The sequence below is a fragment of the uncultured Algoriphagus sp. genome (assembly GCF_963974365.1).
Taxonomy (GTDB): domain Bacteria; phylum Bacteroidota; class Bacteroidia; order Cytophagales; family Cyclobacteriaceae; genus Algoriphagus.
In genome coordinates, this window is sequence record NZ_CAXBBX010000024.1 from 20,785 (window position 1) to 44,297 (window position 23,513).

Genomic DNA, 23,513 nt, shown 5'->3' on the forward strand with positions numbered 1-23,513 from the left:
AGGACAACTAAGCCTACCACTCACCATGAAAGCACTTCTTAAATTCATCACTATCCTTTCATTAACCATCCTTAATCCGCTGACTTCCCATGCCCAGGTGGGCTATGACAGAGGCCTCCATGGAGTTTTGGAAGAGCTATACGCCGAGATGATGCCGCTGTGCAGCCAGTTGATCAGTGTGGCACAGGGAATTGCTGGTTTTGGTGCCTTATGGTATATCGCTTCCCGAGTCTGGCGCTCCATCGCCCAAGCAGAACCCATCGATTTCTATCCCCTATTTCGCCCCTTTGTTATCGGCTTTTGCATTCTTCTTTTCCCATCAGTTTTATCCCTAATTAACGGGGTGATGAATCCTACAGTGAAGGCAACAGCCGCTATGGTAGAGCATTCCAATTCATCCATTGAAGCTCTACTCAAGCACAAGGAACAGGTTGCCAAGGGGACTACCAAAGGTCTAATGCTCGGAACCAACATCCAGGAGCACGATTACGAAAAATGGCTCAAATACTCAGAGAGCTTAGATGATGACAGCCCAACTCCCGAGCAGGGATTTTGGGATACAATCAGTAACAGATTGGGCTTTTTCGCTTCCAAATCAATGTTCAATTTCAAGTATTGGATCAAACAGGCTCTATCCGAAGTCCTTCAGGTTCTTTTTCAGGCAGCTTCCCTCTGTATCAATACACTGAGAACCTTCCAGCTGGTTGTACTGTCCATTCTTGGCCCATTGGTTTTTGGACTCTCTGTATATGACGGCTTCCATCACACACTGACGGTCTGGCTTGCCCGGTACATCAATATCTACCTATGGCTTCCCGTGGCCAATATCTTCGGTGCCATCATCAGTACTATTCAGGAAAAAATGCTGATCCTTGACATCGGTCAAATTGAGAATTATGGCGACACCTTCTTTTCTGCTACTGATACTGCTTATTTGATCTTTATGGTCATCGGTATTATCGGGTACTTCACTGTCCCCTCGGTTGCCAATTACATCATTCATGCCGCCTCAGGTGGAGCGCTGCCACATAAAGTTTCCAGCTTTTTTACCAGAGGAACTACGAGTACGGTAGCTGCAGCAAGAACAGGAGCTGTAGTCGTGGGGAAAGGTGCCGGCATGGTAGCTGACTACCTGGGAGATCAAGCCGGCAAACTCCGCCAATCCATATCCTCCCACAGCACTTCCTCGGGATACTTCAATGAGGGAGACGGGTATCAATCCGACAAACTCAAAGGGAACAACAGCTAAAAAAGACCGACCATGTTTACCAAACCAAAAAATATCGATACTGCCTTCCGTCAAATCCGGCTGTTCACGTTGGCTGTAATCATCGGATGCCTACTCTTTTCCGGGTTTACCCTTTACCAAAGCCAGCAACTGACTGCCGCATTGCAGCAAAAGGTGTATATCCTGGCCAACGGAAAAGTTCTGGAAGCTTTGTTGACCGACAGAAGAGAAAACCTTTCTGTAGAAGCCAAAGACCACATTTCAACTTTCCACCGGTATTTCTTTACGCTGGACCCTGATGAAAAAGTAATCAAAGCCAATACCACCAAAGCCCTTTACTTGGCTGATGCGTCAGCGAAAAGACAATACGACAACCTACAGGAAAGCAATTACTACTCCAACATCATTGCAGGAAATATCAGCCAGGAAATCCAGACTGACAGTGTGCAGGTCGATCTAGCGCAAACCCCTTACTATTTCAGGTACTACGGCAAGCAGGTTCTTACCCGGACCGGATCCATCGTCACCAGGCAACTGATCACCGAAGGCTACTTAAGAACTGTCTCCAGAAGCGAGCACAATCCCCATGGGTTCCTCATTGAAAAGTGGAGTACCCTTGAAAATTATGACATCCAAATCCAAACACGATAGTTATGAACCATTCACACAACCAAAAATCCCAACAAAAGCGACAGCTATTGCTGATGATCCCTATCCTGACTGTCCCCTTCCTGACCCTGACCTTTTGGGCATTGGGAGGAGGAAAAAACCCGGGTGATTTACCTGTTGGCGAAAAGCAGAAAGGCTTTAATCTGGAGCTTCCAGGAATAACAGAAGCAGGGGAAAAATCCCTTGATAAAATGGGGCATTACCAGCGCTCCTATACCGACTCCAGCCGATACTTTCAGGAAGTCAAAAAAGACCCTTATTACAGGATGGCATTCAATGCCGAAACAGAAAAGGGGACCAATCCATCACTGGAATCACAAGAGATAGAACCTAGATCTAATCAACACCTTTCCAATAACCTGTACAGTGATACCCAGGAAGAATTGATTCTAGAAAGACTGGAAGCACTCAACAAAACCCTTTCTGAAAGTCCTGAACCCGTGACTACAGCAGCTGCTTATCCTGATGAAGTCAGTACTGCTTCAATGCAATCAAACTCAGGATTGGATGCGGATCTGGACCGGCTGGATCAAATGATGCAGCAGATGCAGAGTACAAACGCTCAGCCAGATCCCGAATTTCAGCATATGGCAGAACTGCTGGACAAGATTCTCGACATCCAGCATCCAGAGCGGGTGCAGCAACGGGCTGAAGCAGAACGAAAAGCAACTTTATCAGATCAAACCCCAGTCATTTCACCAGTTTCCAACCCCCAATCCACAAGTCTGCATAACTCATCACCGAATGAAATTCAAAATGAAAGCCTAGCCCAAAACGGCTTCTTTGGATTGGAAACCAATGAAACAGAACCCAAGGTCTCCCAATCAATCCAGGCGGTAATCCATGAAGAACAGACACTGGCTTCCGGAGAAACGGTCAGGTTGCGGTTAACCCAAGAAACCAACATCGCAGGCAACTTACTCCCCAAAGACCAGCTGGTGTATGGGATAGCTTCTTTGAACGGAGACCGGCTGAAGATTTCCATCCGCCATATCCGGCTATCCGATGCTATTATTCCAGTAGATCTCCGCATCCATGATGCCGACGGCATGGAAGGAATACGGATTCCCGGTTCCATTTCCCAGGAAGTCAGCACACAATCAGGAAGTCAGGCCTTACAGGGACTGGGCTTTAGCAGCTTTGACAATTCCCTTGAAGCCCAAGCTACCAGTGCAGGAATCGAAACCGCAAAAAGCTTTCTGGGCAAAAAGATCAGACAGGTCAAAGTAAATCTCAAAGCAGGCTATCAGGTCTGGATTGTTGAAAACAAGTAATTATTCCCCGACCCCTTAAATCTAATCACATGAAAATTACCCATCTCATTCTATTTGCAGCTTTGGTTCTGCTTACTACTGTTGATTTAAAAGCACAGGGTATTTCCAGAGGTTCCTCACAGACCATTCCTGCCTCCCAGCTGCAGATCAGTGACCGGATGACCACCAACCTGATCTTCCCTTATGCAATAAAAAGCGTGGACCGGGGAAACCGGAACATTCTGGTCCAGAAAGCCAGTGCTGTTGAAAACATCCTACAGGTCAAAGCTGAAAACAGTGAATTGCAGAACAGCAATCTTACGGTAATAACTGAAGATGGCAGCTTCTATTCCTTTGCAGTGGAGTACAAAGAAGTACCACAAAAACTCAATCTAAAAATCGAAAACGCTGAATATTCAGAACTCGCAGATTTTGGGAAAACGGTGCAGATGGAATCCAAACTGGCAGAAACAGCAAGTAAAGTAGCCAAGAAAAACAGGGCAATGCCAGTTATCCGTCAGCGGAGGTTTTTAACAGGGATTGCACTGACAGGAATTTATATTGAAAAGGATCTGCTTTACTTTCAGCTCAGGCTGGAAAACCAGACCAATATCACCTACGACATCGAGCAGTTTCGACTGTTTATCCTGGACAATAGGCAAAGCAAACGCAGCGCATCCCAGGAGCTGGAACAGTCTCCACTCTTGGTTTATGGGAATGCAGAGCGCATCCCTGCCCAATCCACCCAAGTTTTGGTTGTTGTACTACCCAAATTCACCATTCCTGATCAAAAGCACCTGAAAATTGAACTGATGGAACAAAACGGAGGACGTCATCTGCAGATCAAAGTAAAAAACCGATACCTGATGAACGCCATGCAGGTGGACTAGATATCAAGCAAATTCAACACATTTCACATACCTAAACTTTAACCACAAAACACAAAAACCATGAACGAGCAAAATTTTGATTACCTCAAAAACCAGGTCAAGTACAGCGGGTTCGGAGATTCGCTGGAAGCGCCCCTGAAGGAACAGATCCAAAAAGGAGAACCTGATTTCTCGCTTAAACATCAGGCTGATTTCGGAGGAGATACGGTCAATGCCAATCTCCACTTCAGAAAATCAGCCATGACAGATATGTATTTCTTCAACAAGTACGATCTGAGCCTCACCAAATCAGGGCAGGATGAACCTGCCATCAACCAGACTTTTTACATCGGAAAGGACAACAACATCACCCTCAAAGAGGGCTATAATCTCTTGGATGGAAGGGCAGTCAACAAGGACCTGGTCAACAAGGAGCAGGAAAAATACAATGCCTGGGTGCAGTTGGACTTTAAGGAAACCGATAATCAGGGAAACTTTAAACTCAAGCAGTTCCATGAAAATTATGGTTTTGACCTGAATAAAGCGCTGGAAAAATACCCGATCAAGGAGCTTAATAACCCTGAGGATCTATCCAGGCTGCAGGATTCACTTAAAAAAGGAAACCGCCAATCGGTCACATTCCAACTGGAAGGCGGTGAGCAAAAACGCTTTATAGAAGCAAGTCCCCAATTCAAGAACCTCAACGTGTATGACTCCAATCAGATGAGAACTTCAGAATCACAGAAAGAAACCGCCTCAGCATCACAAGCCAAAACCCAGAAAAAGGATGTTGCTGAGGAGTCTGAAGATTTACCCTGGAAGAAGACAAGAAAAAGGAAAAGTGCAGGAATAGCCGGTTGATTCACCCCAAAATGGAGCAGATAAAAAAAGCACTGGAGGACTTTATGGCCGGGATTGATAAAGATCCAAGGATCAGTCTTTCCCATATCGGGCTGTTCTCTGTGCTGCTCCATGTAAGGGAAGAATTTGAAGGAAAAGAACCCTTTCCCATCAGGCGGGACGAGTTGATGAAATCAGCCAAAATATCCAGCACAGCCACATACTTTAAGATCATCCGCCAACTCCACGAATACGGCTACATACACTACCTGCCTACTTTCAACCGGATGAGTCAAAGCAAAGTAAGCCTATCCTCCAAAGAAGAAACTGTCCAAAACTAAATCTAGACCATCTAAAAACAGAAAACCATGGAAACTATCACCAAAGAAGATCTGGAAACTCTACGCTTTCAGCTGTTTGCCGACCTGAAAGAACTGCTAGAAAAACAGGATGAACCCCAAACGGACAGCAAGGAATGGCTAAGAAGTAGGGATGTCAAAAAAATGCTGAGCATCTCCGATGCAGCCTTGCAGAACTTACGCATCCGCGGAGTAGTGCATCCTGTCAAAATCTCGGGGCTATATTACTACAAAAGCGAAGAGCTGAAATCACTTTTCAAACAATAAATCTGCGACTTATGACAGCTCTCAAAATGGAATATTGGGTGGAAAAGATCGTTAAAGAAAAAGGACTGCAGCCAAGTCGGATTTCAGTTTATTTGGCGATTCTCCAACTCTGGAAAGAACAGAAACACAGTAATCCTTTTCAGATATCGCGACGAAAGATCATGAAACTTTCAGGGATAAAAAGTATCGTAACGTATCATAGCTGCATTAGTGAGTTAAAAGACCGTGGGATGGTGGATTATCGGCCTTCCTATCACCCGAAACTTGGGAGTGAGGTCAAGCTAAAACCAATGTAAACATTTTAGCTGTTTCAAATGAAATTACTTCAAAGTAATAAAGACCAACTTATCCCTCCTTGAATTTCAAACTTTCTATGAGGTCTGTAAAATATTGCGGACTCCAGATTGATAATGATGAATCATCTTGGATAAATCGGATTACATCCTCCTTAATACTATTAAAGTCTACACTTTGAATTTTTTCTCTTATAAGTTCTAAAACCTGCGCTTTCGTAATTGATTTTTCCTGCCAATCATCCGTGTCTAAAGCCCTAAGTAGAAAATGGGAAAGATCTAAAGGAACTCTTTTTTTAATATACCATTCCAGATCATACCAATCCCTCCCCTTCACTCTTTTTTGCCACTTCCTGAAAAGCAATGCATGCATTTTGCCTGCAAATAAACTTGGAGGCGTAAAACATTTAACATAGAAAGAAAATGGGCGCAACAGCAATTTCTCCTCAGTTTCAAAACCTAAAGGTGGAAGTCTGTCAACTTCCAATTTAATCTTTATACTAGGCATCAATTTAACACCTGATTGGGGGATGATACCTTCCAATACCAACTCTTTCCAAACAGTTGCGGATTTGAGAAAAGCGGAATCTATACTTGACTCTTTCTGCTTTTTCTTTTCAGCAATTGTGACCTTCATCCCAAGAGCGTCAAATTCCGTGATAATAGCTTCAAAGTAAATATCCAGTGAAAATTCAGGATCAACTTCCAACAGTGAAAAGTCAAGATCTTCAGAAAATCTTTCCAGTCCATAAAAAATCCGTAATGCCGTTCCTCCATAAAATGCGGCTTTCTCAAAAAAACCCGCACGCTGCAGTCCTGCCAAAGCTACCTCCTGCATGATTTCACGTAAAGCTGAGAATGCCTCATCCTGTGATTTGGGATCATATTCGGCTAGCCACTCCTTTATCATAAATTTCGGATTGTTTTGATGAGCATGAGTAGGCTGTTTTGTTTTGGAGCATCAGAAATCCAGGTTTCGATCACATCTACTTTCAAACCTCGAATTATGTCTTCGTCAATTCTTATGTCCTCTGTTAAAAATCCCATTGCTTGTTTTATACTTCTCAAATTCAGTCTACTTGTCATAACAATTTTGTCACAAATAGCCTTTTCAGGTGATGCAATCATCACTGCCTGCTTTGGAGTAACATCAACCGTTCTGATACCAAAAGAATAATAAGGCAACGAAGTGCGCTTATAGCTAAATCTCCCAAGTTCAGTCTTGAATGTCTTAGTAGGTTTAACTGTCATTGAAGTGGTTTCAAAGACCCGCTCTGGTATTAATCCCCAGAATGAAAGGGCTGATTCCATGGAGACATAACTTGGCCCCCATAGGTGGTTTGCAATAAGAAGGGATTCAGGCAACAACAGTTTACTTTTTGGCCCTGGAACATACAAGCCATTTTTCAAACCAATCAGCCATCTGGCCTTTATCAATTCAGATATTTTATCATTAGGCCGCTTATAGTTCTTCAATAGCGACAAAATAACCTGCCTCGTTAGTGGTTCTTCTTGGTACTCAGATAAAAGATCTTTAAACTCCATACTGTCACAATATAGCTCAAGAATCGGAAATAATCCGATTATTTAATAAAAATTTGACAATAACTAAAGCCATCTTGTTTAATTAGATTAACACGGGTTTTATCCAGATTCTCATGATCATAACCATCCAGTAACTCAAGCCCCATAGCAAATTGATTGAGCCACTCCAAGTTTTGATCCAGGGCCTTTTGCTCAATTGCCCGGCTTAACATCCTGATTCAGTCTTTCAAGTTCTGGACTACTTGTTGCTCCTGAGAAAGTCTCTGTTCATTAATTGCATAGCCCTGAACGAGGAAATCTTTAATTCGTTGGGTTACCCATTGACGGAATTGTGTGCCTCTTTTGGAATAAACTCGGTAATCGACGGCGACTATTATATCCAAGTTATGCCTCATTGTAGGACGCTGACCGCATATTCAGACACATATGATTTTCCCGAAACTCACGGCAAATGCTGAAAACCAAAAGAGGCTGAATATTTGCCAACGCCACAAGCTTAAAAAAAGAATTTGAAAAAAAAATTTGGCGACCACCCCCTGACCTGACACATCTTTGTAGCGTAATTAATATTAATCATTAAAAACGTAAAACAATGAAACGACAAATTGAAGTATTTACAGCCGGGTGTCCGGTATGTGAACCAACTGTAAAAACAGTAAAAGAAATGGCTTGCGACTCTTGTGAAGTAACCGTTTACGACCTTGTTAAACAATGTGACGACAAAGTCTGTATTGAAAAAATGAAAGAGTATAATATTACTTCCCTACCAGCGATTGCAGTTAATGGAAAATTACTTGCTTGCTGTCAGAGCAGAGGCGTAAGTAAGGAAGAATTAGCAGCAGCAGGTATCGGTAAAGCTATTTAATTTATTAACCATTACCACCCAACTTGCAAATAATGGAGTCTGGGTGGTTTTTAACTTAATTAATATGTTGCCAAGAGATTTGACAAAAGATCTTAAAGACCGACTAAATAGCATTAAAGGTCAGGTTGTAGGAATAATAAAAATGCTTGACGAAAGCAATGACCCTGCCCAAATATTAAACCAGTTTAAAGCGATCAACAAAGGATTTGAGAAAACCCAGCAGCTTCTATTAGATGAAGTTTTCAGGAAAACTTTGGCAATGAAAATTTCAGAGGCATTGGAAGCCTGTCCTGGTAATTGTGGACAAGAAGAACGAATAGCAATTATTAAAAACCAATTTCCTGATTTAGGACTTTACGAACTAACAGACAAAATGCAGGAGATTGATAAGATTTATGAATTTTTACTCACTAAAAAGGAAAGTATGAAAGAAATATCATTAACCATTGACAATATGGTTTGTCAGGGTTGTGCGGAAAATATATCCGATATTTTAAAGCAAACAAATGGTGTGGAAGATGTAAATACGAAGGCTATGAAAAAATTGGTGAACATTAAATTTAGCCCCACTGAAACGAATGAAAAAGAACTCATAGCCATATTGACAAAAGCAGGATATCAACCAAAAGTGAAATTATGAGCATAAGAAAATCATTTGCCATTTTGTTCATTCTGCAAACATTCTTTATGGCTTGTTCAGGAAATAATTCTCAAAAAAATCAAACAGGTTTAAATGAAGGAGAGGTAACATCAATAGAAATATCTATTGAGGGTATGAGTTGTATGTCTTGTGTTGCAAATGTAAAAAAGACACTGACAAGTATTGATGGGGTAATGGGAGCAAATGTAAGCCTTCAGAATAAAAATGCAACGATAAAGTGTAACTCTGAAAAAGTTACTTCGGAGCAATTGAAGAAGGCTATAAATAAAATTGGCTATAAGGCAGGCGACATAAAAGAATTAATGGAATAATGTTAGAGAACTTTCTAAACCGATTTATAAGCACACTTCAAGAAGGCTCGATTGTGAGTTTAGGGATTGCTTTGTTAGCAGGTATAATTTCAAGTGGTGTGTGCCCCTGCACTTTACCCGTTGGACTTGGTTTTGCGGGCTATGTTGGCAGTGCTTCTGTTCGAGAATCGAAAACAGGTTTTTCTATAACTTTTTCATTCTTTTTAGGTATTGTATTTTGTTTGACATTATTAGGAGCCATTGCAGGTTATTTAGGGGCGTTCCTAACAGAAATATTTGGAAAATACTGGGCAATGGCAATGGGTATAATATCATTAATCGCAGCCGGAATTGCTTTTTATGGGCCATATCTACGTGTTCGTCAACTTGAATCGCTTCGGAGCCCGGGAATGGGTGGGTCATTTTTATACGGCTTAATTTTTAGCATAGGAACATCAGCAGCTCCATTACTACTATTGTTATCTTTTGCAGCAGCTAAGGCAAGCGTTTTAAACGGATTAGTTTTGGCACTTTTGTTTGGAATTGGAAGAGGACTACCCTTTTTGGTCGTTGGACTATTTGCGAGCTCTGTTTCAAAACTTGCCAAATTGACTTGGTTAAGGAAAAGTATTCAAATTATAAGCGGATTGGCGTTACTTTATTTAAGTCTCTATTTTTTCAGACTTTTCAGCTATTATCTTTAGACAGAATCAATCCAATCTGTCACATCCATATACATTGGCAAGTCACTCAATTCGAGCAACGCAAGCCAAAACTTGCCAAAGAGTATGGATGCCCCACCGCAACTGACGAAATAGAACAACGAAGACATAATAGAGGTACTGTCTTAAATACCAAATCATTATAAAGATTATTCTTTTTACATTAGCGAGGAGCTTAGGCTTAACATTACCGGAATTACGCTTGTAATTGTTGTGAGGGCAATCATGATAGTAGAGCTGGTCGTTTTTCCATAGTCCCAGATTAGGATCAATAATTTTCTCTGCACAGCTACTTATGCCAGCATTTTTGTTTTCCCTCTTTCCATCAACAGGCTATATAAGTTTGTAAAGAGATGACCAGTATTTGAATTCTAAAAATGCCGATAAATGCATAACCCACCGGGTATAGACATTCCCTTTTTTGGACATCATGGTCTTGCCGGAATAGCTTACCAGGTGCCCTTGGCTTTCAAAAAGTTTCAAGGCCATTTGTCTCTGCTGGTAAAACAGCTATTGTTTTTACACCTACGCCCCGAATGGGTAAAACGTTTTTGAACCTTAGTGCCATTTGCGTAAATTCCGCCTCATAAATCTCCTTTAGATCTTTGCGGTGCGGATCCAGCAGTTCTGCAAATGGTCTCTGGTGGCTGATTAAGAATACCAGAAAAGTCTTTCGTAAATCATCTGTAAAACCTTCATTTTCTAACAAAAACTTTACATCGAAAAGATCTCGTGGGTGTTGCCTATCCAAAGCTGCAGCGATCTTCCCTGCATATAAATCAGGTAAGGAAGCTACTTGAATTTCCGCGTATCCAAATTCTTGCTCTACGGTTTCTCATACTTCCATGTGCACTTCAGGAAATACTGACCCTCAGATAACAGGAGATAATTCTATTTTTATACGCACATCGTCCAACTGCAAAATCAACCGGAGTGCATTTCCCTGTTCATGTGTATTTTGAATATGGATTCCCGGGATGGTTCTCATAATCAATTCGCTTAATCGTGACAAGGCATTACGAATATTAGCAAGAGCTACTTCGCGCCCTTCTGACGGAATGTAGAGCAAATCAAAGTCCACCGAAAGCCTGGGAAGTTCTCTCTAAAATAGATTAATCGCAGTTCCTCCTTTCAATGCAAAACATTTTTCAGAGTCCAATAGCGGAAGTACACGGACCAATAACTGAACCTGCTTATAGTATATACTGTCTTTTTTCATTTTAGTATTGGAAATCTTTGGGTACGGTTATTTGATAGGTTTTATCAAGTTTACCACCTTTGACAATTACCCTGTTGCCAGAACCAAGGTCTATTTTGTCCATATTTAATTTTGAAAACCAGATATAGTTGTGCCTTGAAGCGAACCAAAGAAATAGCCGTTTGACTTTCACATTAGTACAGGCTTCCAATAAATTTTGTAGAGTCCGTGGAGATAATGTTGTCATCCCTTGAATTAGCTGGCCGGCATTTTCGATGGATATTTTTCCCGGAACTTCATTTAACATTTCAAGGCAGGCTCTTTCTGGGTATGATATTCTCAGTTCGTCTAATTCCAGTTTCCAGGTAACAGTAGTAGTATATTTTTCAGATATTTCCTTTTCCATGCCTGAAAACAGTTTATTTCGGGTATGGCGTTTAAAGGCTACCTTTTCAGTTAGCTTATTTGCCCATCCTGGTAATTTATCATTGCCGTATAAATGAACTGTTTCTTTTTTAGAAATCGGTATGTAGTGGGAATATCCCTTTAGCTCCAATGCACTCAATCCACCTACAACGAAGTCAGTTTTCATAACAGCCTGAAGCGTATAAACCATACTTTGCCAAGAAAGCTGCGATTTTCCTCGTGTATAAAGCCCCGGCCATAGTAACTTTAGCTGCTCACTCTTAACTAGATTATCGATGGCATGTTTATCCAAAAAAGCCTTATTTGCCAACCAATTTCGGGTAACAATCATAGTCTCAGGCATTATTTGTTCCAAAAGTTTACGTCTCTCAGTATTAATCGCCATGTTTATATAGTTTAATTTACACGGCGATAATCACCGTAAAAACAAATTTATATAAATTCTTTGTTTATATAAATAAGAAATAACGGCGATAATCGCCGTTATAAAATCAAATGGTAAACCAAGAATTCAATTACAAATTCCTATTCAATACACTGATCACCAGTTTCTTTACCGTTTCCATCTCTTCAGGTTTGCTGGAAGCAATGAACAAGGTCAGGCTTGCCAATGCATCATTGCTGATTATAGAATGGCCTTCACTATTATGCAATAGATCATTTGACTGCAAAAAGAGAAGGAAGCAAGCTGCTGCAATCCGTTTGTTGCCATCGACGAATCCGTGATTTTTGACAATCAGATATAGAAGCGTAGCGGCTTTTTCTTCCAAGGTCGGATAGAAATCCTCGTCACCAAAACCTTTACTGATTTGTGCAATTGCACTTTCAAAGCTTCCGTCTTTTTCCTTTCCAAACACACCGGATTCAAAATCTGATTTCATTGACTGGATAACTTCTTTGTAGTCAACTAACCCTGGATAGTTTGCCTGTCTTTTATTTAACCCTTTCTTATCTAAGTTCTCATGATCATAATCATCGAGTAACTCCAATCCTTTGGCAAAATGATTGAGCCAGTCCAAATTCTGATCGAGTGCCTTTTGTTCTATTGCCCGGCTTAGGATTCGGATTCCGTCTTTAAGGGTCTGGACTTCTTGTTGCTTCTGAGAAAGTCTCTGTTCATTTATTGCATAGCCTTGCACAAGGAAGTCTTTAAGCCGTTGGGTTGCCCATTGACGGAATTGTGTGCCTCTTTTGGAGTTAACCCGATAACCGACAGCGATTATTACATCTAGGTTATAATGTACTCTTTCTCTTTCAACTGATCTTTTGCCTTCCACTTGAACTGTTCGGAAATTCCGAACAGTTGAGTCTTTGTCCAGTTCTTCAGATTCGAAAATGTGTTTGATATGTTCACTGATGTTTGCTTTACTGGATTTAAAAAGCTCTACTAGCTGGCTGTTCGTCAACCAGGTAGTTTCATTCTCAAATCTTACCTCAATCTGAGTCTGCCCATTTTCTGCTTGGTATATTTCGATTTTATTTTCCATTGTTACTGTTCAATTTAAGTTTCATTTTTGGGTTTCAGTCTCTTCATTTAAAAAGAAGTCAGTCTAGATTCATTGAAGCTTCTCTCTTAGAGCCTTCATGTCAAAACTTATCTTCGTGTCCAAGATTTTGGCATAATGCTGCGTTTGTTTGATAGACTTATGTCCAAGCATTTTGGACACCGTTTCAATAGGAACTCCATTTCCCAAAGTGATAGTCGTGGCAAATGTATGTCTGGCGATGTGGAAGGTTAAGGGCTTATCAATCCCACACACATCAACGATCTCTTTGAGGTACGAATTCATTTTTTGGTTGCTCAATACTGGCAGGACATGCGATCCATCTTCACACAAGGGGTGGTCCTTATATTTCTCAACAAGCTTAAGTGCCTTTGGCAACAATGGAAGACGGGTGGGAGTATCAGTCTTTTGCCGATTGGTAAAGATCCACTTCTCTCCGTCGATTCCGATTACTATCTGAGATCTAGTTAGTCGCTTGACATCAATATATGCCAAGCCAGTATAACAACTAAATAGAAAAATGTCCCTGACATGCCGTAGTCGCTCCGTCGGAAATCTTTTTGCTTCAACAATAGCAATCTCCTCTGATGTTAGATAGACACGATGAACTTCCTTTTTCGCCATTTTAAAACGGATAAAAGGATCACGGTCTAGCCAGCCATTTTTAAGACAAATTAGAACGATCTTTTTGAAATTAGCCAAATACTTCATGGTGGTATTATGGCTGCAATTCTGAACAGTTTTAAGCCAAAAGGAATAGGAAGAGATAAATTCATAATCCAAGGCATGTATATCCATATCCTCCTTTTTATATTTCCATTTCATGAAGGCCTTGGTGTGGTCATAAGAGGTACGATACCTTTGCAAGGTGCCCGGAGCGAATTCTTTATCTAAAAGAGCTTCCACTTGTTCATTGTGCTCCTTGAAAATCTCCATGATCATCTTTTTCTTTTCAGACACTCCCAGCAGTATATTTTTGATTGCTTCTGCTGTGACCTCTTGATCCCGATCCAATAATTGCTTTTTGGCCTGTAAGGCTTTGTAATAAAGAGTGTCCAGATAGGAGTTAAGGGTCTTTCCTTCTTCAGAATTCCCAAAAGCCCTACCGGCAGACACATTCCATTTAGAAAGTTGCCATAATCTTTTGGTTGACAACTCCTTAGGAATTCCATCGACGGTAATTCGGAGATAGATGTACTTTTCTCCATTCTTGTTTTTTTTGGATTGCTTCAAAAAGAAGAGCAATCCGAAGCTTTTTTCTAACATAACGCACTGATTTAGGTTAATAAAACTCGAAAAACAGACTCTAATCCACAAGAGGTTTAAATATTGAACTAGTTGATATTCAAAGAATAATACAGATCTCAGTGCGTCTTTTTTTTCGAAGTAGGTGAACTACACGAATGACGCACTGGAATTACAGGCAATTGTGAAAACTTTGAGGGTTTGAATACAAAAAAGCCTGTAACACAACTCATTACAGGCCTTCGCATTTTCTGGAAAATCTTAACGTTTATAAACGTAAATATCTGAAAATCAATTATTTGCTAATATTTAAGGTAAAAACAAAAATAGGTTACAGATTTTTAAACCTGTAACCTATTGATATTCAATTCTTTACTAGTAGAGAGGAAGGGATTCGAACCCTCGATACCCTCACGAGTATACACGCTTTCCAAGCGTGCGCCTTCAGCCACTCGGCCACCTCTCTAGGTTGACTTCCGATCCAGTATCCCGAATCGGAGTGCAAAGAAAATTATTATTAATCCAGTTTCCAAATTATCTTGGAAAATAGCCAATGAAATTGCTTTTAAGCACTCATCTCTCCAGCTAAAGGCACTTTTAGCTTGGCTATAATCTCTGAGTGCCTGGTCTCCTGACCCAGCAAAAACATCAACTTAGTCACGGCCGCCTCAGTAGTCATGTCTGTTCCACTGACCACTCCTACATTAAGCAACTCTTTACTGGTCTCGTAGCGTCCTTGAATTACCCGGCCGCCATTGCATTGGGAAACATTCAAAATGATGATTCCTTTTTTGATCGCTTTTTGCAAAGAATCCATAAACCAAGCTTCGCTTGGACTATTGCCAGAACCATACGTTTCTAGCACAATTGCCTTCAATCCTTTTATGTTTAGGGTCGCATCAATCACATTCTGAGTGATTCCAGGGAATAGTTTGAGAATAATCACATTATTATCCAACGTATTTCTATTCACCAACTTCTTATGAGACTCCAGTGGTCGAATTGCTTGTGTGTTGTAATCAATTACAATCCCTGACTCAGCCAAAGGAGGGTAATTCTCTGATTCAAAAGCATCAAAATGTACACTTTGCACTTTTTTGGAGCGGTTTCCTCTCAGAAGCAAGTGATTGAAGAAAATACAAACCTCTGGTACAATCGGCTCGCCATTTATCTTGGCAGTAGCTATTTCCAAAGAAGTCATCAGGTTTTCACGGGCATCTGAGCGCATAGCTGAAATTGGCAACTGGGCACCTGTGAAAATCACTGGCTTATTCAAACCCTGAAGCATGTAGCTAAGCATGGAAGCAGAGTAAGCCATTGTATCCGTCCCATGTAACACTACAAATCCATCATAACTATCGTAATTCTCATAGATTATATAGGCCATATCCTTCCAGTGACTCATGGTGACATTGGAAGAATCAATAGGCTCAGGGAATGAAATCACGGTGATCGCGATATCCATTGTATAGAGAATAGGGATTTTTTCTAGAATTTGCCCAAAATTAAATGGCACCAATGCACCACTATCATCATAGGCCATTCCAAGCGTACCACCAGTATAGACGATAAGGACAGAAGAAGTCTTACTCGTACGAAGAGCTGTATTTAATCTAACTATTTTATAATTCATGATCCAATCTCACGGAATAGGTTAAGGGCATTTTGTTTTGTGTGAAGAGCTACTTCCTCCTTCGAAATCTGTAAATAATCTCCGATCTTCTCTGCAATAATAGGTAAATATGCCGGAGAGTTCCTTTTGCCTCTATAAGGCACTGGAGCTAGATATGGTGCATCCGTCTCCAAAACCAAGTTTTCTATGCTTAGCTCAGGAATTACTTGATCCAAGCCCCCATTTTTGAAAGTCGCTACTCCTCCTATTCCAAGCAAAAAACCTAAGTCAATAATTTGCTTTGCTTGATCTAAGTTTCCATTAAAGCAGTGAAAAACGCCTTTCAGCTTGCCGTCATGCTCTTCCTTTACAATAGCAATTGTCTCATCCATTGATTCTCTACAATGTAGCACAATTGGAAGCTCTTTTTCTTTGGCCCAATTGATCTGAATCTTCAGTGCTTCTTTTTGTTGCTTAAAAAAAGTCTTGTCCCAGTACAAATCCAGTCCGATTTCACCCACTGCTGCAAATTGACGCTTATTCAGCCAGTCTTCCATGACCGCCAATTGCTCTCGGAAATCATCCTTCACGTCGCAAGGATGCAAACCCATCATCGGAATGCATAAGTCAGGATACTTCTTCTCACAAGCAAGCATGGCTTCGATGGTTTCCACATACACATTTGGCATATAAATGCGCTCTATGCCCGCATTTCTGATGTCTTGAATTACCTGATCTCGATCCGAATCAAACTTGCTTGAATAAATATGTGCGTGTGTCTCTATATAATGCATGGGTATATTCTGGATTTCCATTTCGTCTTGGAAGGCCAAAAATAGTAAAGAATAGTAAGGGCGGTAGTATTGAAATTATAAAAATCAAAAACCAACAAATAGGTCCAGCTTATTTTCACACTTGATTTATTGGAAAAACTAGTTAGAAAAATGCCCTGCAAACCTATTTTGACCAATACTAAACTCAAACCAACTACAGGCTCCGATACTAGTAGAACTAGTATCCCTACAAAATAAAAAAACTGAAGTGAAAGCATTAGCTTCCAATAAAGTGGCAAAGTCATCACACCATTCATCCACCGCTTTCGCTGTGACAGCAAATCCTGAAAACTAGCTTCAGGATTAGTCATCGCTAGCATCTGAGGACTCACTTGATGAGCTATTCTGAATCCTTCCCGCTGAATAGCTCGAGAGATTTCCAAATCTTCGGTAAGGCAATAGGGTAAGTTCTTGAAGCCTCCAGATTTCTGGTAAGCCTCTTTACTGATCACCATATTATTCCCTAGGCCTGTTGTCTCGATAGTCAAATCCGTAGCCACCTTGACAAAACCTAAGGTCAACCACCAATCGATCTCTTGGAACTTCTCCATCCAAGTCACTGCTTTCACCTGAGTGATTCCTATTACAATCCCAATATTTCCCTCAAAACAACTCACACCTTCTTTTATCCAAGATGGATTAACCGCACAGTCTGCATCTGTAAAAAAGTAGTAATCTCCAGTCGCTTTTTCTTCCAAAAAAGCCAAAGCATTTGCTTTGCCATTATCATTGTATAGTGAGGTCTGGGAAGGGAGAATAGAATGAGTTTCTCTGTTTGGAGCTAAAGCGCACCAGTTTTTTAGAATCTCCGAAGTACGATCTGAACTCTGATCATCGGCAAATAGAAATTGAAGGCGATCGGCTGGGTAATCCAATTTTTCGAAGGAGGCTAGAAGTTCAGGTAATTGTTTTTCCTCATTTCTCGCTGCCACCAAAATGGATATGAATGGCAAATTTGGATTTAGCTTTTGCCTATGATTTTTCCAGAAAAATTCAACTCTGATGATCGCAATTAAATACTGAGCAAAAATAAGTGCAATGATCCAGAAGCAAACCCAGGCTATCATAAAACCTCAGTTTTCCATCCTTTCCCTTCAATATAATCCAGGTAGTAAGGCAAAACCTTTGGCAGTACCTCTTTCGTTTTCAGCTGATCGTGAAAGACTGCTATTGAACCCGCATGAGTATGTTGTATTGATTTCTTTAACACAAGCTCTGGATCTAAACTGGAATCATAATCACCAGAAAGCATGTTCCACATGACAATCTGATGAAATCTGGACACTTCTAAGGCCTGAGTTGATTTGATTAGACCGTAAGGAGGTCGAAACAATTTTGCTTTTCTACCAACCACTTCTTCAAGCACTCGATCACACAACTCAATGTTTTCCAAGTAGGTTGACTTTTCGGTTTTCCATCCATTCAGATGATTGAAGGTATGATTTCCAAGGTTGTGGCCTGCACTTAGAACTTCTTTGGTCAGAGTTGGATGCTTCCGTACGTTGTCCCCAACCACAAAAAAGGTTGCTTTCTGATTTCTTTTGGCCAATTCTCCCAAAACATAATCTGTAACTCCCGGCACAGGACCATCATCAAAAGTCAAGTAAACCCTTCCTTCATCCCCACTTTTTCCCCAAAGCCTTTTTGGAAAAAGCAACTGAATCAAAGCCGGAACAGTATGCCAAATCATCTTATTGAAATCTTAAACTGAGCAAAGTCAAATCATCTCTCAGTGGCACATTTTTAGAAAACTGCTCAATTTTCTTCAAAAACTTCCGATGAAAATCATCTGGATCCAAGCCCCGGTTTTTATCTACAAACTTCTCCAAACGCTCCTCCCCATATTCTTCCTCAGCAGGATTCATGGCCTCAGTCAATCCATCAGTATAGAGATGTAGCGAAAATTCCTTCAGATGCTCCCGCTTTCCGATTTCAAGAAAAGGCAATTCATCAAAAGCTCCCAAAATAGTTGTACCTGCATGCAAGCTCTCGCACGTGTCAAGCTCCTCCCTACAAAGCAAAGGCGGATTATGCCCTGCATTTACATAGCTAAGCTCACGTGTTTTGAAGTTAAAATGTCCTAGGAAAAACGTAATAAAGCGCTCTCCATGAGTATTTTCAAACAACGTATAATTCAACTGTTTTACGACCATTTCCAAATTGGCATCACTTCGTAAAAGAGTCCGCAAAGCAGCTTGGAAATTCGACATCAATAACGCCGCGGAAATCCCTTTACCAGACACATCGGCAATACAGAAATAAACCTCATCTTTTGACTTACGGATCAGATCGTAGTAATCGCCGCCCACCATGCTGTGCGGCAAATAGGTCACTTTCGCTTTCAATTCCTTATCAATTGGAAGTTCCGCTGGAAAAAGCATTTGCTGAACTTGTGAGGCAATCGCAACTTCCCTATTCAGAATCTCCTGCTCCAATTGCTTTCTTGCAAAGCGCTTATTTTCCAAAGCCACGACAAGAATGTTTGTCAAAGCCTGAGTAAAATTTAAATCCAACTCCAAACTCTGATCCTTCCTTTTTAGAAAAAGAATTGCCAGCATCTTATCCTTATGGTAAACGGGCAAGTAGGTCTCCAGCTCCTCGAAGGAATATTCTTCTTCAAGCTCCAACCTCAATTCTCCGGTAGACTTCTCATCTACCACTTGATCTGCTGGGATAAGTTTGGGCACATTTCCCTTTACACCATGCGAGATCTTATTATCAAATGCCCCTTCTTTTGCCACATAAAGAGTCAGCGCTTTGATATTCAAGTGCACAAGACAGGTGAACTTGAAAATATTCAAGAGGATAGTTTCAGACTGATTTTCATTAATCGCCTGAGTGATCTCCAGCAAGGATTTAAGTTGCAGCTCCTTGCGCTGATATTTGTGTATTTCTGTGGTCAAATCAAAGTGTATTATGTGCCATTAGCCCTTTTTTCGTCGCCAAAAAATATAGGTCTTTCCCTTCCTTTAAAATATCAACTTCCCCAAATCTTTCGCTATCTGGATCATCTAGGCATTTGATATATCCTTGAGAAAAAAGGCTGTGCAAAGTTGACAAAATCAAGTTCTCTTCCCAATTCAAGGTTTCCAAAAGATATCCATAAGGCTGAACGAAATAAAGCTCGTCCATTAAATCAAATTCCTGGTCGTCCATGTTTCAAATTTCAGATTCTAAATTAACACTTCTCCAATTCCTTCTGCCTTTCCAAGTAAATTTTCCGCCTAGTGCTCCGAATCCGGTTCGTAAGACATAAAAGGGATGCACAAAAGATGTTCTTACAAAAGCCAACATACTAGGCTCCCGAGCTAGACTTTTCAAAACTTTACCAAGACTCATCTTTTCTGCAGCGATTTTCATTAGCCAAACTAAACCAAATGTCAGGATTCCTTTCCTTCCAAGGAAAATTAAAGAACTACTGCCAAGCCAAATCAACTGTATCAAAAAGGCTCCTACTGCAGACAGCAAATGTAAGATGGAGTCATGAGCTTTCCATTTGCTGGCCCAGCGAACGCGTTGATTTACTAATGCTTCCCAACTAGACTCAGGCCTCGTCAAAACCAATATCTCCGAGCTAGCTAGATATATACACGCTTCCTTGCCGTAAGCGTGGTGGATTTTTTTAAGTAAAAACTCATCATCACCAGAGGCGAATTCCCGATTCCCCTCAAAGCCATTCACCTGCTTGAAAGCTTCTTTTCTATAGGCCAAATTGGCTCCGCTACACATCAAAGGCACTTGGCGGGCAAAGGAATAATTGGTCATCAATAAAATACTTGCCCAGTCAAGAGATTGGAACTTGTCCAAAAACCCCCTCCGTTCCTCCACAAGTACTGCTCCCGCTACTAGCTGAACTTTGGGGTTTTGAAAAGGAGAAATCATCTTCTCAATCCATAAATCAGGAAAATCACAATCCGCATCCGTGCATACGATGAATTCCCCTGAAGCAATACTGACCGCGGTTTCTATCGCCGCTTTTTTTCCCAGCCCTTCACTTTTAACGATTGTGACGTTTCCATATTTTCCAACAGCCTTTTCCAATAGTTCAAATGAAGCATCTTCCGAATGATCATCTACTAGCAATATTTCTAGATTAGGAAAGTCGAGTTTATTTAGATTGAAGCACAAATCTGGAACGTTATCAGCCTCATTTCGGAAAGGTACAATTAGGGTCACTTGCGGATAAAATTGATCAATTAGGTCAGAATCTATCTTTTTTGGCCAAAATCTACTAATCCACCAAAGCAGAATGACGTAACTCAGAGACCAGATTAGGTAAAAACTTAGCATGTTTTGGGCTAACTTGCGGGGGTGAGCAAAGAACAAGAAAAACCACCAAAGGAAAAAATCATCTTAGGCATAGACCCCGGCACCAACGTGATGGGTTATGGGGTGATTTTGACTGAAGGCAAAAAGTACAAACTGTTACAATACGGCGTCATTCATCTCAAAAAGTATGGATCACATGAGTTGAAGCTGAAGAAAATCTTTGAGCGAATCACTGGAATCTTAGAGGAATTTATGCCTGACAGCGTGGCCTTAGAGGCTCCATTTTTTGGAGTGAATGTCCAATCCATGCTCAAACTTGGTCGTGCACAAGGCGTAGCTATGGCAGCGGCTTTGGCCAGAGATATTCCCATTACAGAATACTCTCCCAAAAAAGTAAAGCAGTCGGTCACCGGAAATGGCAATGCATCCAAAGAACAGGTTGCCGCGATGCTTCAAACTCTTTTCACCTTAACTGAGCTTCCAAAAATGCTGGATGCTACCGATGCATTGGCCGTCGCACTTTGCCACCATTTTCACGAAGGAAGAATCCAGACTAAGGGTAGAAATGCTGGTTGGAAATCCTTTATTGAAGAAAACCCAGATCGGCTGAAAAAATAAAAACCCGGCGTTAACCGGGTTTCTTTTAATGTTTCTTGCAGAAGACTTAGTTAGAAATCATATCCCAAGGAAACCTTAAGCGTATTGTTTTTGACATCCTGATTGTAATAATTAACGCTTTGGAACCCTAGGTCATAGCTCAGCTGCAAATTCAAGCCCAAAGGTAATTTAGCACCAAGCCCTAGTACACCTGCCAAATCATATCCTTTGATAGGCTCTGTACTTGTATCCGTATTCCCATCCATGTATTCCAATTTCCTTGACACCAGCACAGATCCTTGTGGTCCAGCAAAAACATTTAGGAATGGAAGAATATTAACCCGTAGCAAGACCGGAATATCCACATAGTTTAAGCGATCATTTTTCACCGGAGGTGCACCAATCATTCCATTGCTGTCATATCCTTTCTGGGAGAATTGAATTCCAGGCTCTATGGAAATAAAACCCAGATCCTTTCTGAAATATGCACCAGCATGAAATCCTGCAAGAGCGTCAGAATCAAAGTCGGTGAAATTTGTGCTGCTATACCCCGCGCGAACACCAAACTGTGCTTGAGCAGTACCGAAGAAACCAAGCGCGAATACGATTACCAAAAGTTTTTTCATAAAATATTAATTAGATAGTAGGTTTTATTTTAATATAATTCAAAGATTTTAAGCTTAAAAGCTGAGATAATTCTAGTTTTGATCCAGTGTTATTATGCTTCTTTTTAAATTAACTGAACAAATATCAGACGAAGTTCATTAGTTAAAGTCTGCCAACGCAACTTTTTAAAATCAAACAAATGGAAAATTTCTCTAGCTTATTTAGCAAATTCCCTACCACAAGCGATGAGGCGAAGAATGCTTTCGCCAAGCACCTCGAAAAATTTGAAGTGGAAAAGGGCTTCTTGCTAGAAAAAGAAGGACAAGTCAGCAAGTACCTTTACTTTGTGGCCGTTGGATCTGCGAGGAGTTATTACCTACGCGACAATCGTGATATCACGGTTTCTTTTACACTAGACGAAGAATTCGTGACGGCAATGCATTCCTTTATAACAAGGAAACCATCCTACGAGAACATAGAAACGATGGAGAAAAGCACCGTTTACAAAATCTCATATGAAAATCTGCAAGCCTGCTTTCTCGACTTCCCTGAACTAGAGCGGGCTTACCGCATGATTTTGGAACAATATTATATTGTACTGGAGGAGCAACAGATTTTCACCAAATTCAAAACAGCTAGGGAAAGATACCTCGAATTGATGCAATACCGGCCAAAAGTGATTCATAAAGCTTCCGTCGGTCAAATCGCTTCCTTTCTCGACATGACCATCGAAACTCTTAGCAGAATTCGGGCGAGGATTTAACTCCCAACAGCTAGTCTTAACGCTTAATCTTTTCCTCCACTTCCTCTGAACTGATCTTCCTTATAAGCAAAAAGCACATTGAAAGTGGTCAAAGAGCCATACGCTCTGGTGATGTACTGTTGTAAATGAATCCGGTCTTCATCGTCCAATTTTGGGTGATTGTTGATATTTTGCTCCAGTACCCGAAGTTTTTCCCTCACCATTACGATTTTATGAAAAAACGCAGACATCGGGATTTCCTTGGCTTGAAGCGATTCATCGTTGGGTTTAAAAACCACATTTCCCCCCATCCACTTTCCTCCTAGAGGCACAATTGGTGCCCGCTCAGACGTCTGGATCAGTGCTTCACGAATAGCTTTTTCTACATCCTTCATCGTAAGCATAGGAAAATCAGGAACTTTTGCTTCCTCCACTGTAAACCCCTCATAATCTCTTGCGAGGGTCTTCACTTCCTCAGATGTATAGAAGTAGATTTTATAATAAGTCTCATCGAGAGAAAGGATCATCCCTGTCCCGAATTTGGGATGTACCAATTTGCTTCCTGGAGCCAGTTCACTTGCTTGTGCCATTTTTAAAAAGATTTAAGGATCCAAAATAA

Annotated in this window: 30 protein-coding genes, 1 tRNA gene and 1 pseudogene; 14 read left to right on the plus strand and 18 right to left on the minus strand. The window is 40.8% G+C overall.

What is annotated here, in order from left to right; all coding sequences use genetic code 11:
• The first annotated feature begins 25 nt into the window (after positions 1-25).
• From traJ to AACZ87_RS22140, 8 genes are read left to right on the plus strand one after another with little or no spacing between them, the layout of a single operon-like run.
• Positions 26-1,249: a conjugative transposon protein TraJ gene (gene traJ / locus AACZ87_RS22105; protein ID WP_339870256.1), complete on the plus strand. Its 1,224-nt coding sequence runs from the start codon at positions 26-28 to the stop codon at positions 1,247-1,249.
• 12 nt (positions 1,250-1,261) lie between these two features.
• Positions 1,262-1,879, plus strand: coding sequence for a conjugative transposon protein TraK (gene traK, locus AACZ87_RS22110; protein ID WP_339870257.1), 618 nt, complete (start codon positions 1,262-1,264; stop codon positions 1,877-1,879).
• Between the two features lie 2 nt (positions 1,880-1,881).
• A complete protein-coding gene (gene traM / locus AACZ87_RS22115; RefSeq protein WP_339870258.1) occupies positions 1,882-3,171 on the plus strand; it encodes a conjugative transposon protein TraM in 1,290 nt (429 codons plus the stop codon).
• A 29-nt stretch (positions 3,172-3,200) separates the two neighbouring features.
• Positions 3,201-4,040, plus strand: a complete 840-nt coding sequence (gene traN, locus AACZ87_RS22120; RefSeq protein ID WP_339870259.1) for a conjugative transposon protein TraN — start codon at positions 3,201-3,203, stop codon at positions 4,038-4,040.
• A gap of 60 nt (positions 4,041-4,100) precedes the next feature.
• Positions 4,101-4,880, plus strand: a complete 780-nt coding sequence (locus tag AACZ87_RS22125; protein WP_339870260.1) for a hypothetical protein — start codon at positions 4,101-4,103, stop codon at positions 4,878-4,880.
• An 11-nt stretch (positions 4,881-4,891) separates the two neighbouring features.
• Entirely contained in the window at positions 4,892-5,200 is a 309-nt protein-coding gene (locus tag AACZ87_RS22130) for a hypothetical protein (protein WP_339870261.1), read from the plus strand.
• Positions 5,201-5,227: 27 nt separating this feature from the next.
• Entirely contained in the window at positions 5,228-5,485 is a 258-nt protein-coding gene (locus AACZ87_RS22135) for a DNA-binding protein (protein ID WP_339870262.1), read from the plus strand.
• 11 nt (positions 5,486-5,496) lie between these two features.
• Entirely contained in the window at positions 5,497-5,781 is a 285-nt protein-coding gene (locus AACZ87_RS22140; protein WP_339870263.1) for a hypothetical protein, read from the plus strand.
• A 49-nt stretch (positions 5,782-5,830) separates the two neighbouring features.
• Here AACZ87_RS22140 and AACZ87_RS22145 read toward each other — a convergent pair whose 3' ends face one another.
• Genes AACZ87_RS22145 through rhuM (AACZ87_RS22160) form a run of 4 tightly spaced genes read right to left on the minus strand, consistent with a single transcriptional unit; the run spans position 5,831 to position 7,718 of the window.
• Positions 5,831-6,688 carry a nucleotidyl transferase AbiEii/AbiGii toxin family protein gene (locus AACZ87_RS22145; RefSeq protein WP_233753809.1) on the minus strand — a complete coding sequence of 286 codons (858 nt, stop codon included), beginning with the start codon at positions 6,686-6,688 and terminating at the stop codon, positions 5,831-5,833.
• Positions 6,685-7,323 carry a hypothetical protein gene (locus AACZ87_RS22150; protein WP_233753810.1) on the minus strand — a complete coding sequence of 213 codons (639 nt, stop codon included), beginning with the start codon at positions 7,321-7,323 and terminating at the stop codon, positions 6,685-6,687. Before AACZ87_RS22150 ends, AACZ87_RS22145 begins: the two co-directional genes overlap by 4 nt.
• Positions 7,324-7,361: 38 nt before the next feature.
• Complete coding sequence (locus tag AACZ87_RS22155) at positions 7,362-7,535, minus strand: hypothetical protein (RefSeq protein ID WP_339870266.1); 174 nt, start codon at positions 7,533-7,535, stop codon at positions 7,362-7,364.
• A gap of 6 nt (positions 7,536-7,541) precedes the next feature.
• Positions 7,542-7,718, minus strand: a complete 177-nt coding sequence (gene rhuM / locus AACZ87_RS22160; RefSeq protein ID WP_233753811.1) for a RhuM family protein — start codon at positions 7,716-7,718, stop codon at positions 7,542-7,544.
• 197 nt (positions 7,719-7,915) lie between these two features.
• Here rhuM (AACZ87_RS22160) and AACZ87_RS22165 point away from each other — a divergent pair, with 197 nt between their 5' ends.
• The 4 genes from AACZ87_RS22165 (at position 7,916) to AACZ87_RS22180 (ending at position 9,843) form a co-directional block, all read left to right on the plus strand.
• The gene (locus AACZ87_RS22165) at positions 7,916-8,188 is read left to right on the plus strand and encodes a thioredoxin family protein (RefSeq protein ID WP_233753812.1); all 273 of its coding nucleotides are present in this window, start codon (positions 7,916-7,918) and stop codon (positions 8,186-8,188) included.
• A 64-nt stretch (positions 8,189-8,252) separates the two neighbouring features.
• Entirely contained in the window at positions 8,253-8,828 is a 576-nt protein-coding gene (locus AACZ87_RS22170) for a metal-sensing transcriptional repressor (protein ID WP_339870268.1), read from the plus strand.
• Positions 8,825-9,160 (plus strand): heavy metal-associated domain-containing protein, encoded by a 336-nt coding sequence (locus AACZ87_RS22175; protein ID WP_233753814.1) that lies wholly within the window; start codon positions 8,825-8,827, stop codon positions 9,158-9,160. Before AACZ87_RS22170 ends, AACZ87_RS22175 begins: the two co-directional genes overlap by 4 nt.
• The gene (locus AACZ87_RS22180) at positions 9,160-9,843 is read left to right on the plus strand and encodes a cytochrome c biogenesis protein CcdA (RefSeq protein ID WP_233753815.1); all 684 of its coding nucleotides are present in this window, start codon (positions 9,160-9,162) and stop codon (positions 9,841-9,843) included. The genes AACZ87_RS22175 and AACZ87_RS22180 overlap by 1 nt, the downstream gene beginning before the upstream one ends.
• A 487-nt stretch (positions 9,844-10,330) precedes the next feature.
• Here the strand turns inward: AACZ87_RS22180 and AACZ87_RS22185 are convergent.
• The 12 genes and pseudogenes from AACZ87_RS22185 to AACZ87_RS22240 form a co-directional block, all read right to left on the minus strand.
• Positions 10,331-10,945 (minus strand): annotated as a pseudogene (locus tag AACZ87_RS22185) (nucleotidyl transferase AbiEii/AbiGii toxin family protein); the annotation flags it as partial.
• A gap of 136 nt (positions 10,946-11,081) precedes the next feature.
• Complete coding sequence (locus AACZ87_RS22190) at positions 11,082-11,870, minus strand: type IV toxin-antitoxin system AbiEi family antitoxin (protein WP_233753816.1); 789 nt, start codon at positions 11,868-11,870, stop codon at positions 11,082-11,084.
• Positions 11,871-12,000: 130 nt separating this feature from the next.
• Entirely contained in the window at positions 12,001-12,972 is a 972-nt protein-coding gene (gene rhuM, locus AACZ87_RS22195; protein ID WP_233753817.1) for a RhuM family protein, read from the minus strand.
• 69 nt (positions 12,973-13,041) lie between these two features.
• Positions 13,042-14,256, minus strand: coding sequence for a site-specific integrase (locus AACZ87_RS22200; RefSeq protein WP_233753818.1), 1,215 nt, complete (start codon positions 14,254-14,256; stop codon positions 13,042-13,044).
• A gap of 358 nt (positions 14,257-14,614) precedes the next feature.
• Positions 14,615-14,701 (minus strand) — tRNA-Ser (locus AACZ87_RS22205).
• A 99-nt stretch (positions 14,702-14,800) separates the two neighbouring features.
• Positions 14,801-15,868 carry an asparaginase gene (locus tag AACZ87_RS22210; RefSeq protein WP_339870270.1) on the minus strand — a complete coding sequence of 356 codons (1,068 nt, stop codon included), beginning with the start codon at positions 15,866-15,868 and terminating at the stop codon, positions 14,801-14,803.
• On the minus strand, positions 15,865-16,641 hold the full coding sequence (locus AACZ87_RS22215; protein WP_339870272.1) for a TatD family hydrolase: 777 nt from the start codon (positions 16,639-16,641) through the stop codon (positions 15,865-15,867). Before AACZ87_RS22215 ends, AACZ87_RS22210 begins: the two co-directional genes overlap by 4 nt.
• Entirely contained in the window at positions 16,629-17,747 is a 1,119-nt protein-coding gene (locus AACZ87_RS22220; RefSeq protein ID WP_339870273.1) for a glycosyltransferase, read from the minus strand. Before AACZ87_RS22220 ends, AACZ87_RS22215 begins: the two co-directional genes overlap by 13 nt.
• Entirely contained in the window at positions 17,744-18,370 is a 627-nt protein-coding gene (locus AACZ87_RS22225) for a polysaccharide deacetylase family protein (protein WP_339870274.1), read from the minus strand. Before AACZ87_RS22225 ends, AACZ87_RS22220 begins: the two co-directional genes overlap by 4 nt.
• A 1-nt stretch (position 18,371) precedes the next feature.
• Complete coding sequence (locus tag AACZ87_RS22230; protein ID WP_339870275.1) at positions 18,372-19,583, minus strand: PP2C family protein-serine/threonine phosphatase; 1,212 nt, start codon at positions 19,581-19,583, stop codon at positions 18,372-18,374.
• A gap of 1 nt (position 19,584) precedes the next feature.
• Positions 19,585-19,836 carry a hypothetical protein gene (locus tag AACZ87_RS22235; RefSeq protein WP_339870276.1) on the minus strand — a complete coding sequence of 84 codons (252 nt, stop codon included), beginning with the start codon at positions 19,834-19,836 and terminating at the stop codon, positions 19,585-19,587.
• A 3-nt stretch (positions 19,837-19,839) separates the two neighbouring features.
• On the minus strand, positions 19,840-20,970 hold the full coding sequence (locus AACZ87_RS22240) for a glycosyltransferase (RefSeq protein ID WP_339870277.1): 1,131 nt from the start codon (positions 20,968-20,970) through the stop codon (positions 19,840-19,842).
• 21 nt (positions 20,971-20,991) lie between these two features.
• Here AACZ87_RS22240 and ruvC point away from each other — a divergent pair, with 21 nt between their 5' ends.
• Positions 20,992-21,567 carry a crossover junction endodeoxyribonuclease RuvC gene (ruvC, locus tag AACZ87_RS22245; RefSeq protein ID WP_339870279.1) on the plus strand — a complete coding sequence of 192 codons (576 nt, stop codon included), beginning with the start codon at positions 20,992-20,994 and terminating at the stop codon, positions 21,565-21,567.
• 50 nt (positions 21,568-21,617) lie between these two features.
• On the opposite strand, the gene AACZ87_RS22250 is transcribed toward ruvC, so the two are convergent.
• Positions 21,618-22,172, minus strand: a complete 555-nt coding sequence (locus AACZ87_RS22250) for a porin family protein (protein ID WP_339870280.1) — start codon at positions 22,170-22,172, stop codon at positions 21,618-21,620.
• 179 nt (positions 22,173-22,351) lie between these two features.
• Here AACZ87_RS22250 and AACZ87_RS22255 point away from each other — a divergent pair, with 179 nt between their 5' ends.
• A complete protein-coding gene (locus AACZ87_RS22255) occupies positions 22,352-22,915 on the plus strand; it encodes a Crp/Fnr family transcriptional regulator (protein ID WP_339870281.1) in 564 nt (187 codons plus the stop codon).
• A 23-nt stretch (positions 22,916-22,938) separates the two neighbouring features.
• On the opposite strand, the gene AACZ87_RS22260 is transcribed toward AACZ87_RS22255, so the two are convergent.
• Complete coding sequence (locus AACZ87_RS22260) at positions 22,939-23,484, minus strand: hypothetical protein (protein ID WP_339870282.1); 546 nt, start codon at positions 23,482-23,484, stop codon at positions 22,939-22,941.
• Between the last annotated feature and the right edge of the window lie 29 nt (positions 23,485-23,513).